The organism is Variovorax sp. GW460-12-1-14-LB1 (assembly GCF_059423605.1).
In genome coordinates, this window is the sequence record NZ_JBWKYF010000050.1 from 20231 (window position 1) to 36650 (window position 16420).

The following is a 16420-nucleotide window of genomic DNA, read 5'->3' on the forward strand; positions in this document are numbered from 1 at the left end:
TGAGAATTTTCAAATTCACCCTCGAATTACCCAAAAGACAAAAATCCATTCCACGGAAGAAAAATATCTACCCCATTCTGAGTGCTCAACGCTCGAATGCCGATTCCTTCCAACTGTCTCAATTCGCGAAAAGTTTCTTGTCAATCGTCAAAACTTGTCTGACTTTAGAAATTTTCATCGAATTGATGCCGAAACTCAGACTCGCAGGTCTGCAGACATAGCGAAGAAGAATGGCCATTTTTTTGAATCGACGTTCCATCATGGCTTCCTACAGGGGTGACAAAACGCCCACTACAAATGGCCTTGGTACCTCAAATGTCATGGCTTAGGTAGTTCGATTCGGAAATATTTATATCAAAATTTAAACATGGAGAAAAGAGCCAAACAGAAGGCTCACCAAGTTCATAGGATCGCGACAAACCAAGAACCAAATCCAATTGAAATCAATTCGATTCCTTCAATTGAATTTTCCATTCACAGTCTGCAGCCGGGTAATTGCATGGAAACCCACATTGCTTCGTCGCCGGAGGCCGCCGTGGTCTCGCTGGCCGCGCTGGGCGATCTGTTCGTGTCGCCGCCCACGCGCACGGCGGCAGGCGAACGGCTCGGCGTCTCGCTGGTCCTCGAAGCCGGGTTCGCGCAGCGCTGGCTCGCCTCGCTGGGCACCACGGGGTACCTGCCGGACACGCTCTTCGTGGGTGCCTGGCTGCTGCTGCAATCGCGCTGGCTGGGCGCGGCCCTGCCGGGGCCGCAAGGCATGCCGACGTCGCTGCCCGGCACCGCGAGCGCGTGGCTGACCCGGCTCGACCTCGACCGGCGAGCCACGCCGCACACCGCCGACACCCTGCCGCCCCTGCGGCTCGAAGCCCGGACAGAACTCCCCGCCAGCCTGCATCTGGACGTCGACGCGAGCCTGATGGACGCGCCCTGCGCCAGCCGCCTGCTCGCAGCCATCGCCGACACCGCCTCCGATCTGCTGGTGCATCCCGGTGCGGCGCTCCACAACATCCGCGCCCTGCCCGACGCCGACCGCCGCGACCAGCTCGCCGCCTGGGCCACGCCGCCCGCCGCGCCCGACCTGTCGCTCACCGTGCCCGCCGTGTTCGGCCGCCGGGCCGCGGCCACGCCCGACGCGGTGGCGCTGGTGGAAGGCGACGAAACGATGACCTACGCCGAGCTCGACGCGCGCAGCGACCGGCTCGCACAGCGTCTGCAGCAGTCGGGCGTGCAGGCAGGCGACCCCGTCGGGATGGTGTTCGAGCGCTCGATGGCCGCCATCGTCGCCATGCTCGGCATCCTCAAGGCGGGCGCGGCCTACGTGCCGGTACCCACCGACTTCCCGCCCGAACGCGTCGCCACGATGTTCGACCAGGCCGGCGTGACCCGGGTCGTGACGATCGAGGCACTGGCCTCTCTCGTGCCGGCCCACTGCACCGCCGTGCGGATCGACGCGCCCGAAGACGGCGCGGCCCCCGCGCCGTGGACACCGCCGGCCTTCGACGGCGAATCGCTGGCGTACCTCATGTACACCTCGGGCTCGACCGGCGTACCCAAGGGCATCGAGATCAGCCATCGCGCCATCCTGCGGCTGGTCGTCGATGTCGACTACATCGAGCTCGCACCGGGGCGCGCGATGCTGCACGCGGCGCCGCTTGCCTTCGATGCCTCGACGCTCGAAGTCTGGGGGCCGTTGCTCAACGGCGGGCGCTGCGTGATCCACGGCGAACGGGTACCCACCGGCGCCGGCCTCGCACGCACCATCGCCCGCCACGAGGTCCACACCGCCTGGCTCACGGCCTCGCTCTTCAACGCCGTGGTCGATGGCGATCCGCAGCACCTCGCGGGCCTGGCGCACCTGTTCACCGGCGGCGAGGCGCTGTCGGTACCCCATGTGCGGCGCGCGCTCGACGCACTCCCCGGGCTCACGCTCAGCAACGGCTACGGGCCGACCGAGTGCACGACCTTCGCGACCACCCACCGCATCGAGCGCGCCGCGATCGCAGCGGGCCCGCGCTCGGTACCGCTCGGGCGCCCGATCAAGGACACCGTGCTGCGCGTGCTGAGCCCGACGCTCGAGCTGCTGCCCAGCGGACTCGTGGGCGAGCTGTGCATCGGCGGACACGGCCTGGCGCGCGGCTATTTGGGCCAGCCCGAACTCACGGCCGCGCGCTTCGTGCCCGACCCCTTCGGCGCGCCGGGCGAGCGGCTCTACCGCACCGGCGACCTCGCCCGCTGGCTGCCCGACGGCACCCTCGAGTTCATCGGCCGCATCGACGGCCAGGTCAAGATCCACGGCCACCGCATCGAGACCGGCGAGGTCGAGGCGGCCATCCTCGCGCACCCCGCGGTGCAGTCCTGCGCGGTGATCGCGCGGCCCGGTCGCGACGGCCAGCTGCGCCTGGTCGCCTACCTGGTCGCGCGCACGCAGAAGCTGGCGTGGGACACGCTGCGCGCGCACCTGGCGACCCGCCTGCCCGCGGTGATGCTTCCGTCGGCGCAGGTGTGGCTTGCGCAACTCCCCGTCACGCCCAACGGCAAGCTCGACCGCAATGCCTTGCCCGAGCCGGCCGCCGAGCGCCCCGAACTCGCGCAGCCTTTCGAGGCCGCGCGCGACGCGCTCGAGCAGCAGGTGTGCGACGCCTTCGCGCGCGCGCTGGGCATCGACAAGGCCGGGCGCCACGACAACTTCTTCGACCTGGGCGGCAGCTCGCTGTTGGTGCTGCAGGTACTGGCGGACCTGCAGCGCGAGGGCGCGCCGCCGTTGTCGACCAACCTCTTCTTCCGCCACCCGACGCCAGGCGCCATCGCGGCGCAGTTGCAGTCGGCTGGCGAGGCGCCGCAGGCGCCGCAACCCGTGCCCGTGCGCGAGGACGCCGCCAGCGTCCCCGAGCCCATCGCTCTCATCGCCACCGCCGGTCGCTTCCCCGGCGCGGGCGATGTGGAGCAGTTCTGGGACAACCTCGTCGCCGGGCGCGACACCATCAGCTTCTTCGATGACGCCAGCCTGGACGCCGGCGTCGGCGAGTCGCTGCGCCGCGACCCGGCCTACGTGCGGGCGCGCGGCGTGATCGACGGCATCGAGGGCTTCGATGCCGCCTTCTTCGGCATCGGCCCGAAGGAAGCCGCGCTCATGGACCCGCAGCACCGCGTGTTCCTCGAGATCTGCTGGGAGTGTCTGGAGCGCGCGGGCTACGTGCCCGACGAAGCGCCGGGCCCGGTGGGCGTGTATGCGGGCACGTACAACGCGACCTACTTCCAGCGCCACGTCGCCTCGCGGCCCGACCTCGTGGAGGCCGTCGGCGAGTTCCAGGTGATGCTGGCCAACGAGAAGGACTACATCACCACCCGCGTGGCCAACCGGCTCAACCTGCGCGGGCCGGCGGTGAGCGTCAACACCGCGTGCTCGACCTCGCTGGTCGCGGTGGCCCAGGCCTTCCACGCGCTGCGCACGGGCCAGTGCTACATGGCGCTGGCGGGCGGCGCCTCGGTCACCTGCCCGCCCCGCAGCGGCTACCTCTACAACGAGGGCTCGATGCTCTCGCCCGACGGCCACACGCGCAGCTTCGACGCGCAGGCCAAAGGCACCGTGTTCAGCGACGGTGCCGCCGTGGTGCTGCTCAAGCGGCTGTCCGACGCGCAGGCCGACGGCGACACCGTCTATGCCGTGCTGCGCAGCGCCTGCGTCAACAACGACGGCGGCGCCAAGGCCAGCTTCACCGCGCCCAGCGTGGACGGCCAGGCGGCCGTGATCCGCGCCGCGCTGGCCGCGGCGGACGTGGACGCGCGCAGCATTTCCTACGTGGAAGCGCACGGCACCGCCACGCCGATGGGCGACCCGGTCGAGGTCGAGGCCCTGGCCGTCGCCTACGCCGAGCACACCGACGCGCGGGGCTACTGCACGCTGGGCTCGCTCAAGAGCAACGTGGGCCACATGGTCACGGCCGCGGGCGCCGCCGGCCTCATCAAGACGGCGCTGTCGCTGCACCACGAACTGATTCCGCCCACCGCGCACTTCACGGCACCGAACCCGGCGATCGACTTCGCACGCACGCCGTTCCACGTGAGCAACCAGCTGCAGCCGTGGCCGCGGGCCGCGCTGCCGCGCCGCGCGGGCGTCAGCTCGTTCGGCGTCGGGGGCACCAACGCGCACGTCGTGCTCGAGGAAGCGCCGGCGCGGCAGGCGCGCACCACGCAGCCGGGCGTCCACGTGCTGGCGCTGTCGGCCCGCTCGGAGGCCGCGCTGGCGGTCGCGACGCAGCAACTGGCAACGCACCTGGAGGAACAGCCCGGGCTTTGCCTGGCCGACGCGGCGTTCACCCTGTGCGTCGGCCGCAAGGCCCATGCCTTCCGCCGCGCCGTGGTGGCCGGCGATGCGGCGCAGGCCATCGAGGCCTTGCGCTCGGAGAACACGGCGTGGCGCGTGAGCGACCGGATCGCCGAGCGCGCGCCGCAGCCCGTGCTGATGTTCCCGGGCCAGGGCGCGCAGTACCCGGGCATGGGCCGCGCGCTGCATGCCGGCGATCCGGTGTTCGCGGCCGCGTTCGACAACTGCCTGCGCGCCTTCGAGGGCGCGCTGGACTTCGACCTGCGCGAGCGCATGTTCGCAGACGACCCGCAGGCGCTCGCGCCGACAGCCGTCACGCAGCCCGCGCTCTTCACGCTCGAGTACGCGCTCGCGCGGCGGCTGCTGTCACTGGGCCTGCGCCCGCACGCGCTGATCGGCCACAGCGTCGGCGAATTCGTCGCGGCCGTGATCGCCGGCGTGATGCGCCTGGAAGACGCGGCGCGGCTCATTGCCCGCCGCGGCGCGCTCATGCAGGCGCAGCCCGCCGGGACGATGCTGTCGGTGCGGCTCGGCGCAGACGCGCTGGCCTCGCGGCTCGCGTCCTCGCCCCAGGTCTCGCTCGCCGCGGAGAACGCACCCGGCGCCTGCGTGGCTGCCGGCCCCACCGAGGCCATCGCCGAACTCCAGGCCGCGCTCGAAGCCGAGGGCGTCGCCTGCCGGCTGTTGCAGACCTCGCACGCCTTTCACTCCGCCATGATGGACGCCGCGGTGGCGCCCTTCGAGGCGCTCGTGAGCCAGGTGGCGCTGCACGCGCCGCAGATCCCCCTCTACTCCACGTTCACCGGTCGCCTGCTCGAAGACGCGCAGGCCACGAGCCCGGCCTACTGGGCGCAGCACCTGCGCGGCACCGTGCGCTTCTCACCCGCGTTGCAGAGCGCGGCGGACGACGCCACCCATCCGGTGTTCGTGGAAGTCGGCCCCCGCAACACGCTGGCCGCGCTGGTGCGACAGCACCGCCTGCCAGGCCTGGCCCCGGCGTCGAAGGCCGGCGCGGTGGCGGTGTCGCTGCTGCACGGCGAGCCGGCCGACGAGACCCGGACCTTGCGCCTGGCCGCCGCACGCCTGTGGACCTGCGGCGCCGAAGTTGATCTCGCCCTGCTGGCACCCCGCGCCGGCGCCCGGCGCGTGTGCCTGCCCACCTACCCGTTCGAACGCAAGCGCCTGTGGGTCGACATCGCGCCCGCCGCGCCGGTGTCGCCCGCCCTTGCGCCCGTCCTGCCTGTTTCATTGGAGCCGATCGTGACCGCTGCAGCGCCCTCGCCTGACCTTCCTCTGCCTTCTTCCCCGCCGCCCGAGGCGTCGCGCGCGGCGTCGGTCGACAGCCGATTGCGGGCCCTGTTCGAAGACATCTCGGGCATCGACATGGCCCAGGCCGAGGGCCATGCCCCGTTCGGCGAGCTCGGCATGGACTCGCTCACGCTGACCCAGGCCGCCACGCAGATCAAGAAGCGCTTCAAGGTCGAGCTGAGCTTCCGCCAGCTGATGGAGAACTACCGCAGCTTCGACGCGCTGGCCGCGTACCTGCTGCAGAGCCTGCCGCCCGAGGCCGAACCGGTGGCTGTGCCCGCCATGCCCACCATGCCTGCGACATCCGTTGTGCAGGTGTCGATGCCAACGCCACCGCAAGGGCTTGCGCAGCCCACCGGCCTGCTGAACCAGGTGATCGCGCAGCAGATGGAGCTGATGCGCCAGCAGCTTGCACTCCTGTCCGGCGCCGCCGCGCCGGTGGCGGTCGCAGCGGTGCCCGTGGCGGCCGAGGCCGTGCCCGCCGCGCAGCCACAGCCGCCCGCCGAGGCGCCGCTTCGCTACGACGTCAACAAGGCCTTCGGCGCCATCGCCCGCATCCACACCCAGCGCACCGCCGAACCCAGCGCGCGGCAGAAGGCGCGGCTGGCGACCTTCGTGCGGCGCTATGTCGAGCGCACGCCAAAGAGCAAGCGCTTCACCGAGGACAACCGCGCCCACATGGCCGATCCGCGCGTGGTCAACGGCTTCCGTCCGCTGACCAAGGAGATCACCTACCAGATCGTGATCGAGCGCTCCAAGGGTTCCAGGCTCTGGGACCTCGACGGCAACGAGTACGTCGACGCGCTCAATGGCTTCGGGCTGAACCTGTTCGGCTGGCAACCCGATTTCGTGCAGGACGCCGTGCGGGCCCAGCTCGACGCGGGCTACGAGATCGGACCGCAGCATCCGCTCGCAGCCGACGTGACCCGCCTCATCTGCGAACTCACGGGCAGCGAGCGCGCCGGCCTGTGCAACACCGGCTCCGAAGCCGTGATGGCGGCGCTGCGCATCGCGCGCACCGTCACCGGGCGCAGCACGGTGGTGGCCTTCACGGGCTCCTACCACGGCACCTTCGACGAAGTGCTGGTGCGCGCCGGCAAGGGCGGCAAGGGCCTGTCGGCCGCGCCCGGCGTGATGAGCGGCATGTTCGGCGACATCCGCGTGCTCGACTACGGCACGCCCGAGGCGCTGGCCTTCATCCGCGAGAACGCCGCGGACCTGGCGGCCGTGCTGGTCGAGCCGGTGCAAAGCCGCCGCCCCGACTTCCAGCCGCGCGAGTTCCTGCACGACGTGCGCGACGTCACCGCGAAGAACGGCTGCTGCCTCATCTTCGACGAGGTCATCACCGGCTTTCGCAGCGCGCTGGGCGGTGCCCAGGAACTGTTCGGCGTGCGCGCCGACCTCGCCACCTACGGCAAGGTGATCGGCGGCGGCTTCCCCGTGGGCGTGATCGCCGGCAAGCGCGAGTTCATGGACGCGCTCGACGGCGGCGCCTGGCAGTACGGCGACGACTCGATCCCGGGCGTGGGCGTGACCTACTTCGCCGGCACCTTCGTGCGCCATCCGCTGGCGCTCGCGGCGGCCAAGGCCTCGCTCACGCACCTGAAGGAAGCCGGGCCCGCGCTGCAGGCCGGGCTCACCGCCAGCACGACCGCCATGGCCACGGAGCTCTCGGGCTGGTGCCAGGAGGTCGGCGCGCCGATCGAGATCCGCCATTTCGCGTCGCTGTGGCGCGTGAGCTGGCTCGAGGACCAGCCGCTGCAGGACCTGCTGTTCGCCATGATGCGCAGCCGCGGCGTGCACATCCTGGACAACTTCCCGTGCTTCCTCACGAGCGCGCACAGCGCCGAGGACATCGCCTTTCTGCAGCGCGCCTTCAAGGAGTCGGTCGCCGAGATGCAGGAATCCGGCTTCCTTCCGCGCCGCGCTCCCGCCCCCACCCGCTTCGACGCGCGCAAGCCCGCCGAGGACGGCAGCGTGCTGGCCCGCGACAGCGACGGCCAGCCGTACTGGTACGTACCCGAAGACGCCGCCTTGCACGAGCGCCTCATCAACGGAAAGGCCGCAGCATGAACGCCGCACTCAAGCCCACCGCGAGCGGTGGCCTCGTCGAATGCATCATTGCGACCACCGAGTCGCAGCGCGAAATCTGGCTCGGCGCCACGCTGAGCCCCGAGGCCTCGATGGCCTACAACGAGTCGGTCGTGCTGCGCCTGCGCGGCGCGCTGGACGGCGACGCCTTGGCGCGCGCCACCGACCGGCTGCTCGAACGCCACCAGGCGCTGCGCGCCACGATCTCGCCGGACGGCACCTTCATGCTGGTCAGCCCCCCGGCCGGGAACCACCTGGTCCGCCACGACCTGGGCGGGCTGGCGCCCGAAGCCCTCGCGCAGGCGCTGCACGCGGCCCACGACGAGGCGGTCTGCACGCCGTTCTCGCTCGAACACGGGCCGCTGTTCCGGGCGGTGCTGTACCGCCTGGGCGATGACGAGCACGAGCTCGTGATGTCGGCGCACCACGTGGTCTGCGACGGCTGGTCGTGGGCGGTCATCACCGAGCAGCTGGGCCACCTCTATGCCGAGGAAACCGGCATCGGGCTGAAGCTCAAGGCCGCACCGCTCTTCGCGGACTTCGCCGCCGAGGAAGCCGTCGCGGCCGCGAGCCCCGACATGCAGGCGCACATCGACTACTGGCTGGAGCGCTTCGCGGGCAACACGCAGCCCGTGCTCGACCTGCCGCTGGACCGCCCCCGCCCGGCCGCCCGCACCTTCAATTCGCGCCGCGCCGAGCGCCTGCTCGACCGGCGCGTGGTCGGCGCCGTGCGCATCGCGAGCACCAAGGCCGGCGTCAGCCTGTTCACGGGCCTGCTCAGCGGCTTCGTGGCGACGCTGCACCGCCTCACGGGGCAAGAGGACATCGTCGTCGGCATCCCGACCTCGGGCCAGCTCGCGCACGACGTGCCCGGCCTGGTCGGCCATTGCGTGAACCTGCTGCCGCTGCGCATCGCCGCGCACCCGGCCATGCGCTTCGACGCGCTGATGGACGAATGCAGCACCGCCGTGCTCGACGCCTTCGATCACCAGGCCCTGACCTACGGCGCGCTGCTGGGCCAGCTCTCGCTCGAGCGCGACCCGAGCCGGCTGCCGCTGGTGAGCGTGACCTTCAACGTCGACCCCGACGTGGCGAGCAGCGCGCAGGCCTTCACCACGCTCGACGTGGTGCAGGACACCATCGCCCGGCGCTACGAGAACTTCGAACTCTTCGTGAACCTGCGCCCGCACGCCGGCAGCCTGCAGGTCGAGGCGCAATACAACACCGACCTGTTCGACGACGTGAGCGTGCAGCGCTGGCTCGACATGTTCGAGTGCGTGCTGCAGTCGGCCGCGCACAAGACCGACGACACCATCGGCGGGCTCGACGTGCTGTCCGCCGGCGCCGCGCGTGCGCTGCTGGCGCTGCAGCCCGCGCGCGTGCCGCTGCGCGGCGCGCCGCTGGCGCACGCCGGCTTCGTGGCGCGCGTGCCGCAGCAGCCGCACCGCCCGGCGGTGCGCGACGGCGCGCGCAGCTGCAGCTACGGCGAACTCGATGCGCTGTCCAACCGACTGGCGCGTGCGCTGCGCGCGCGCGGCGTGGGCCGCGGCCAGCGCGTGGGGCTGTGCCTGGAACGCAGCCTGGAGATGGTCGTCGCGATGCTGGGCATCCTCAAGGCAGGGGCCTCCTACGTGCCGATGGACACCTCATTTCCGCAGGCGCGGCTGGACCACTACGCCAGCGACGCCACCCTCAGCCTGATGCTGACCTCGTCCGACATCGCGGTGGCGCCGCGCGACTGGCGCGCCGACGCCGACCAGCGCGTCTTCGAGATCGACCGCGACACCGCCTGGCGCCAGCTCTCGGGCGACGCGCTGCCGCCGAGCAGCGACGACCCCGGCTCCGAAGACGCGGCCTATGTGATCTACACCTCCGGCTCGACCGGCCTGCCCAAGGGCGTCATTGCGCACCACCGGGGCGTGGCGCACCTGCTGCAGTGGATGCAGCGCGAATCGGGCATCGGCCCGTCCGACCGCATCGCCGCCGTCACCACGCTGTCGTTCGACATGGCCGTGCCCGACCTGCTGCTGCCGCTGGCGGCCGGCGCCGAGCTGGTGATGGTGCAGCGCGAGGTCGCGATGGACGGCAACCGCCTGTCGCGGGCGCTCGACGACGAACAGATCACGCTGCTGCAGGCCACGCCCGGCATGTGGCAGCTGCTGCTCGATGCCCAGTGGGCCGGCGGCACGCCCGGTTTCCGCGGCTGGACCGGCGGCGAGGCGCTGCGCCCGAGCATGGCGCTGGCGCTGTGCGAACGCATGGAAGGCCTGTGGAACGGCTACGGCCCGACCGAGACGACGGTGTACTCCACGGCCTGGCATGTGCGCCCGGAAGAGATCGCTTCGCGTGGCATCTCGATCGGCAGGCCCGTCGACAACACCGAGATCTGGATCCTCGATGCCGACCTGCAGCCCTGCCCGATCGGCGTGCCCGGCGAAATCTGCATCGCGGGCGAAGGCGTCTCGCTGGGCTACCTCGACCGCCCCGCGCTGACCGCCGAGCGCTTCGTCACGGTGCGCATCTTCGGCGCCACGAAGAAGGTCTACCGCTCCGGCGACCGCGGCCGCTGGCGCAACGACGGGCTGCTCGACCACCTCGGCCGGCTCGACTTCCAGGTCAAGGTGCGCGGCTACCGCATCGAGCCCGGCGAGATCGAGGTGCGCTGCTGCGAAGTGGCCGGCGTCTCGCGCAGCGTGGTCGTGGCCCGCGAGGACAACCCCGGCGACGTGCGCCTGGTGGCCTACCTGGCGCTGGCGCCCGAGGGCGGCTTCGACCTCGATGCGCTGATGGTGCACCTGCGCAAGCACCTGCCGGCCTTCATGCTGCCGCAGCACGTGGTGACGCTCGATGCCCTGCCCACGCTGGCCAACGGCAAGGTCGACCGCGTCTCGCTGCCGCCGCCGCAGGCGGTGGCGCGCAACGAAGTGCGGCGCGGCGCCGGTCCGCGCAACGCGCACGAGCGCAAGGTGCTCGCGGTCATGGAGAAGGTGCTGAGCCTGCCGGGCCTGGACATGCACGACAACTTCTTCACCATGGGCGGCCACTCGCTGCTGGCCGCGCGGCTCACCACGCTGCTGAGCCGCGAGTTCCAGGTCACGCTGCCGCTGCGCGCGCTGTTCGAGGCGCCCACGGCCGAGAAGCTGACCGCGGTCATCGAGGCGCTGCAAGGCGCGGGCGTCGGCCTGCAGGCGCCGATTGCCTGCCACCCCGATCGCCGCAGCGCGCCGCTCACGCCCTCGCAGGAACGCATCCGCTTCATGGAGCAGCTGTACACGGGCCGGTCGGTCTACAACGCGCCCTCGGCGCAGCGGCTCACCGGCAAGCTCGACGCCGCGCGCTTCGAAGGCGCGCTGCGCGAAATGATCCGCCGCCAGCCGTCGCTGCGCACAAGCATCGGCTTCGACGAGGACACGGGTCGCCCGATCCAGTCGATCGCAGAGTCGGTGGAATTCGCCCTGCCGCTGGTCGACCTGCGCGGCCTGCCCGCGGACCAACGCGAGGCCGAGCTGGCCGAGCAGATGCAGGAGCTGGCCGACCGGCCGATCGACATCCACAGCGCACCGATGATGCGCGCGACCCTGTTCCAGCTCGACGACAACGAGCACGTCTTCCTGTTCGTGCCGCATCACCTGATCTGGGACGGCTGGTCCTTCGACCTGATGCAGCGCGAGCTGGGTGCGTTCTACGACGCCGCCGAACGCGGCCGTCCGCACAACCTGCCCGCGCTCGCCACCACTCACGGCGACTATGCCGAGTGGCTCGAGAAGTGGCTGACCGAGCCCGCCTGCGAGGAGCAGCTCGCGTTCTGGCGCGGCCGGCTCGCAAGCGCCAGGGCCGTGCGGCCGCCAAAGACCGACATGCCGCGCCGCGCGGGCAAGAGCGGCCAGGGCGGCGCGCACTGGATCCACATCGACCTGCAGAGCACGCAGCGGCTGCGCGAGGTGGCGCGCGACATGGACGTGACGCTCAGCATGCTGACCTTCGGCATCTACGCGCTGACCATGGCCCAGGCGACCGGCAACGACGCCATCGTCATCGCGAACCCGGTGCGCGGGCGCCAGCAGGCCGAGACGGAAGACGTCATGGGCTTCTTCAACAACGTGCTGCCGGTCTCGCTCGCGGTCGACATGGCGCTGCCGCTGCCCGACTTCATGCGCTACGTGAAGCAGGAGCTGCTGTCGATGATGAACCACCAGCAGGTGCCCTTCGAGCGCCTGATGGCCGAGCCCGGCTATGCGGGGCAGATCAAGGCCTCGGGGCCCTACCAGGCGATGTTCTCGTTCCAGGACGCCCGCGAACGCGCGCGCACCGTCGGCAGCCTGCAGACCCGCCAGGTGCACGTGATGCAGCACGGCGCCACCGACGACGTCGGCGTGTGGCTGATGGACAAGCCGCACGGCCTGGAAGGCGCGCTGCTCTACAACGCCGACGTCTACCTGCGCGAGACCGGCGCCCAGTTGCGCGAACGCTACCTCGAGGTGCTGGGCCGCGTCGCCGACCACCCCAATGCCACGCTCGCCGAGATCGCCAGCGCCGAAGGCTCGGCCAGCGCACGCTATCTGCGCAAGCTGGCGGCCGACGAGGCGGACAAGGGCGCGCCGGCCGAGCCCCTCAACGGCGACGAGCGCCAGGCGAAGCGGGGCCTGCTCAGCCCCGAGCACGCCCAGCTGGCCCAGATCTGGGCCGACGTGATCGGCATCGACGTCGACGAAATCCGCGCCAGCGACAACTTCTTCGACCTCGGCGGCGACTCGCTGCTGGTGCTGCGCGCCGTGCAGCAGGCGGCGCAGACGCTGGGGCACCGCGTGGAGCCGCGCCGCTACCTGTTCGAGAACCTCGGGCAGATCGCGTCTTCGGCACACGGCACGCCGCACGGCGTGCCTTCGGACCTCGCCGACCTGGCCGCCGGCACGGCCGCGCATGCACAGCGCGGCGGGCTGCTCGGCGCACTCGGCAGCTGGCTGCGCAAGGGGTGACCATGACCGGCGCCGCCAACGCACTGTCCATCGACGCACCGGTCTGCCGGTACGTCGAGCTGGACAGCTTCACCGACACCCTGCCCGCCCAGGTGCTGTCGGAGGAAGAGCGCGCACGCGCCGAGAACCTGCGCTTTCCCGTCGACCGGCAGCGCTTCGTGGCGGCCCATGTCGCGCTGCGCCAGGCGCTGTGCGCGTACACGGGCCTGGCCCCCGACGCACTGACGCTGGCCATCGGCGCCTTCGGCAAGCCGTCGCTGGCGGGGCATCCGCGCACCCAGTTCTCGCTGAGCCACAGCCAGGGCCTGGCGCTGATCGCCATCGGCGGTCGCGGCCCGCTGGGCGCCGACGTCGAGCTGCTGCGCCCGATGCCGGACGCGGCCGACCTGGCGGCGGCGCATTTCACGCGGCGCGAACAGGAGGCGCTGGCCGCCTTGCCCGCACACGAACGCGACCGCGCCTTCCTGACCTGCTGGACCCGCAAGGAAGCCTGCCTGAAGGCCATCGGCGTGGGCCTGCTGGTGTCGCCGCAGAGTTTCGACGTGGGCCTGGCACCGGACAGCCGCAGCGTCGAGCTGCCGGTGGCCGGCCGCATCCTGGTGCTGGCCCTGGGACCGGCACCCGCGCGGGCGGACAGCGTGGGCTCGCTGGCCGAATGGCGCCATACCGAAGCCCGCGCCCGGCCCTCGCAGGCCGACCCCGAAGGCCGCCGCATGCGCCCCCTGAATCCGCGCAAGGGCATGAGCGAGGCGCGATGCGCAGGGGGTGTCGCATGACCCTCTTCACGCCGCTCATGTTCGGGCCGGCCTCGCGCCAAGTCTTCGGCGCGTTCCACGCCGCCGACGACCACCGGGGCGAGCCCACCGCGGTGCTGCTGTGCCCGCCCTTCGGGCAGGAGGGCCTGCGCACCCACCGCTTCTTCAAGGTGCTGGCCGAACGCCTCGCGCGCGCCGGCATCGCCACGCTGCGTTTCGACTTCTACGGCTCCGGCGACTCGCCGGGCGACGAGAGCGAGGGCGAGCTCGACGGCTGGCGCCGCGACCTGTGCGCGGCGCACGAGGAGCTGCGGCGGCACGCACCGCATGCCGCCATCGTGTGGATCGGCGCGCGGCTGGGCGCCACCCTGGCCGTGCTGGCCGCGCGCAACGGGCGCTGCGACCCGGCGCGGCTGGTGCTCTGGGAGCCGGTGATCGACGGGCCGGGCTACGCGCGCCTGCTGCGCGAGCGGCACGTCGAGGCGATCGACACGACCTTCTGCATTCCCGACCTGTCCTGGCGCCGCAGCCTCGCGCGGGAACCGGACGCGCTGCCCGAGGAGGCGCTGGGCGTGCGTCTCTCGCCGGCGCTGCAGGCGCAGCTGCGCGCCCTCACGCCGCAGTCGCTGCCGCTCACGGCCCTGCACGACACCCTGGTGCTGGCCCCGCCCGACGACACGTCCACCGCGCAATGGGCGGCCGAGCAGCAGTCGCGCCACATGCCGGTGCGCCTGGCCTACCTGAGCCACCCGCTGGACTGGACGTCCGACCCCTTTCCCCACAGCGCGATGGTGCCGGCCGATGCGCTCAACCGCCTGCAGGGAGCGATCCATGAATGACCTGACGCAGACCCCGGTGTGCTTCGGCCCCGGCAACGCACTGATGGGCATGCTCACCCTCCCCGCGCAGCGCGTGCCGGCCCCCGTCGCCTGCCTGATGTTCAACATGGGCGCGAACCACCGCGTCGGGCCGCGCCGCATCAACGTGAAGCTGGCGCACCTCTTGGCCGCGCGCGGCGTGGGCAGCCTGCGCTTCGACCTGGGCGGCATCGGCGACAGCGAGGCGCTGGACACCGGGCCCGACCTGCAGACGCGCGCGGTGCACAGCCTGCAGGCCGCCATGGACCTCGTGCAGCGCATGCAGGGCATCGGCCAGTTCGCGACCGTGGCCATGTGCTCGGGCGTGGAGCACGCCATGTCGGCCGCCGCGGTGGACGCGCGCATGGTGGCGCTCTCGCTGTTCGACGGCTTTGCCTTCCCCCAGCGGCGCACGCGCTGGGAGCTCACGGTGCGCCGCGCGCTCGCGGCGCCGCTGCACCCGTCGTTCCCGGGCAAGGCGCGGCGCTGGGTGCTGCGCCATCTGCCGGGCAGCACGGTGGGCAAGCCGCTGCCGGGCTACTTCGTGGACCGGCGGCCACCCAACGTCAACGCGATCTGGTTCGAAGCCACGATGAAGCGGCTGGTCGAACGCGAGGTGGCGGTGCAGCTGCTGTATTCGGGATCGCTGCATGTCTGCGACCGCGACCGCGACCAGCTCGGCGCCCTGCGCCGCGAACCGTTCATGCAGGGCCTGCAGTACGAGTTCATGCGGGACGTGGACCACACCGTCTGCACGGTGAAGGGCCAGCAGCTCTTCCTGCAGTCCGTCGGCGACTGGGTCGTCGAGCACTGTCTGGCCACCGGCAGCCCGCAGCGGCAGGACCGTCCGGCGACAGGCACCCCGCGCGCGATCCCGGCCACGCTCGCCGCGCCCTGAAACAACAACCGAAGCCAAGGAGATTGCCATGACATCCGCAACCCCAGCGAACCCGCGCGGCGAGCGCCTCCTCGCCACCGAGGGCGCCCGCGCCCTTCCCGGTGGCCGCTTCCGGTCGCGCGCCATGGCGCTGCTGCTGTCGCTCGGCTTGTGCGGCTGCGCACCCGGCTTCGGCACGCCGGGCCCGCTGCAGTCGGCCGACGGCACGGCCGGCGGCAGGATCGCGGCCATCACGCCGGAGCTGGTCCGCGCGCAACTCGCCGGGAACACGGGCATCCCGCCCGACGTGAAGGCGCTGTTCGGCCGGCCCGCGCCCTACACCATCGGGCCGGGGGACGTGGTGGGCATCACCGTCTACAACAACCCCGAGCTGCAGCCCAACCTGGGCGCGGTGATCGCGCAGCAGAGCGACCCGACCGGCGTCACCGTGGCGCCGGGCTTCATCGTCGATGCCGCGGGCGAGATCAGCTTTCCCTACATCGGCCGCACCCGGCTGCAGGGCCTGACGGAAAGCGGTGCGTCCGAGCTGATCGCCAAGCGCATCGGCAGCATCATCAAGGCACCGCTGGTGAGCGTGCGAATCCAGTCGTTCCGCAGCCAGCGCGCCTATGTCGAGGGCGAGGTCCGCACGCCCGGGCTGCAGATCTTCACGGACATCCCGATGACGCTGTCCGAGGCGCTCAACCGCGCGGGCAGCATCACCGCCGGGGGCGACCGTTCGCATGTGACGCTCACGCGCGGCGACCGCACGGTGGTCATCGACCTGATGCAGCTCAAGCGCTTCGGCGCCGACGCCAACAACATTCCGCTGCGCAACGGCGACATCGTGTACGTCGGCAGCCGGGACGACAGCCGCATCTACGTGATGGGCGAGATCCTGCGGCCCTCGGCGCTGCTGATGCGCAACGGCCGCATGAGCCTGAACGAGGCCCTCGGCGATGCGGGCGGGCCCGACCTGCTCACGGCCGACCCCGGGCAGATCTACGTGATCCGCAACTCGCCGCAGACGCCCGACACGCCGCAGATCTTCAGCCTGAACGCGAAGAACCCGGCCGCGCTCGCGCTGGCCGACCGCTTCGAGCTGCGGCCGCGCGACGTCGTCTATGTCGACCGCGTGCCGCTGGTCTCGTGGAACCGGGTCGCCAACCTGATCCTTCCCGCCGCCCAGGTGATCAACCTCGCGCGCGACACCGCCCGCAGCAGGTAGGCCG

At 71.4% G+C, this 16420-nt stretch carries 6 protein-coding genes; all 6 read left to right on the forward strand.

Going from position 1 to position 16420, the window contains the following annotated elements; genetic code table 11:
- The first annotated feature begins 499 nt into the window (after window positions 1–499).
- From AC07Y4_RS22630 to AC07Y4_RS22655, 6 genes are read left to right on the forward strand one after another with little or no spacing between them, the layout of a single operon-like run.
- Window positions 500–7705, forward strand: coding sequence for an amino acid adenylation domain-containing protein (locus AC07Y4_RS22630; protein ID WP_495275155.1), 7206 nt, complete (start codon window positions 500–502; stop codon window positions 7703–7705).
- Window positions 7702–12699 carry an amino acid adenylation domain-containing protein gene (locus AC07Y4_RS22635; protein WP_495275156.1) on the forward strand — a complete coding sequence of 1666 codons (4998 nt, stop codon included), beginning with the start codon at window positions 7702–7704 and terminating at the stop codon, window positions 12697–12699. The genes AC07Y4_RS22630 and AC07Y4_RS22635 overlap by 4 nt, the downstream gene beginning before the upstream one ends.
- Window positions 12700–12701: 2 nt before the next feature.
- Window positions 12702–13475, forward strand: a complete 774-nt coding sequence (locus tag AC07Y4_RS22640) for a 4'-phosphopantetheinyl transferase family protein (RefSeq protein WP_495275157.1) — start codon at window positions 12702–12704, stop codon at window positions 13473–13475.
- Window positions 13472–14293, forward strand: coding sequence for a serine aminopeptidase domain-containing protein (locus AC07Y4_RS22645; protein WP_369629150.1), 822 nt, complete (start codon window positions 13472–13474; stop codon window positions 14291–14293). Before AC07Y4_RS22640 ends, AC07Y4_RS22645 begins: the two co-directional genes overlap by 4 nt.
- Window positions 14286–15209, forward strand: coding sequence for a hypothetical protein (locus tag AC07Y4_RS22650; protein ID WP_492684057.1), 924 nt, complete (start codon window positions 14286–14288; stop codon window positions 15207–15209). Before AC07Y4_RS22645 ends, AC07Y4_RS22650 begins: the two co-directional genes overlap by 8 nt.
- A gap of 28 nt (window positions 15210–15237) precedes the next feature.
- On the forward strand, window positions 15238–16416 hold the full coding sequence (locus AC07Y4_RS22655) for a polysaccharide biosynthesis/export family protein (RefSeq protein ID WP_062473261.1): 1179 nt from the start codon (window positions 15238–15240) through the stop codon (window positions 16414–16416).
- Window positions 16417–16420: the final 4 nt, after the last annotated feature.

Excerpts from the sequence above, each read along its gene's own strand:
- AC07Y4_RS22655 (WP_062473261.1), top strand. The coding sequence starts at position 15,238 with ATGACATCCGCAACCCCAGCGAACCCGCGCGGCGAGCGCCTCCTCGCC.
- AC07Y4_RS22640 (WP_495275157.1), top strand. The coding sequence starts at position 12,702 with ATGACCGGCGCCGCCAACGCACTGTCCATCGACGCACCGGTCTGCCGG.
- AC07Y4_RS22650 (WP_492684057.1), top strand. The coding sequence starts at position 14,286 with ATGAATGACCTGACGCAGACCCCGGTGTGCTTCGGCCCCGGCAACGCA.
- AC07Y4_RS22645 (WP_369629150.1), top strand. The coding sequence starts at position 13,472 with ATGACCCTCTTCACGCCGCTCATGTTCGGGCCGGCCTCGCGCCAAGTC.
- AC07Y4_RS22635 (WP_495275156.1), top strand. The coding sequence starts at position 7,702 with ATGAACGCCGCACTCAAGCCCACCGCGAGCGGTGGCCTCGTCGAATGC.
- AC07Y4_RS22630 (WP_495275155.1), top strand. The coding sequence starts at position 500 with ATGGAAACCCACATTGCTTCGTCGCCGGAGGCCGCCGTGGTCTCGCTG.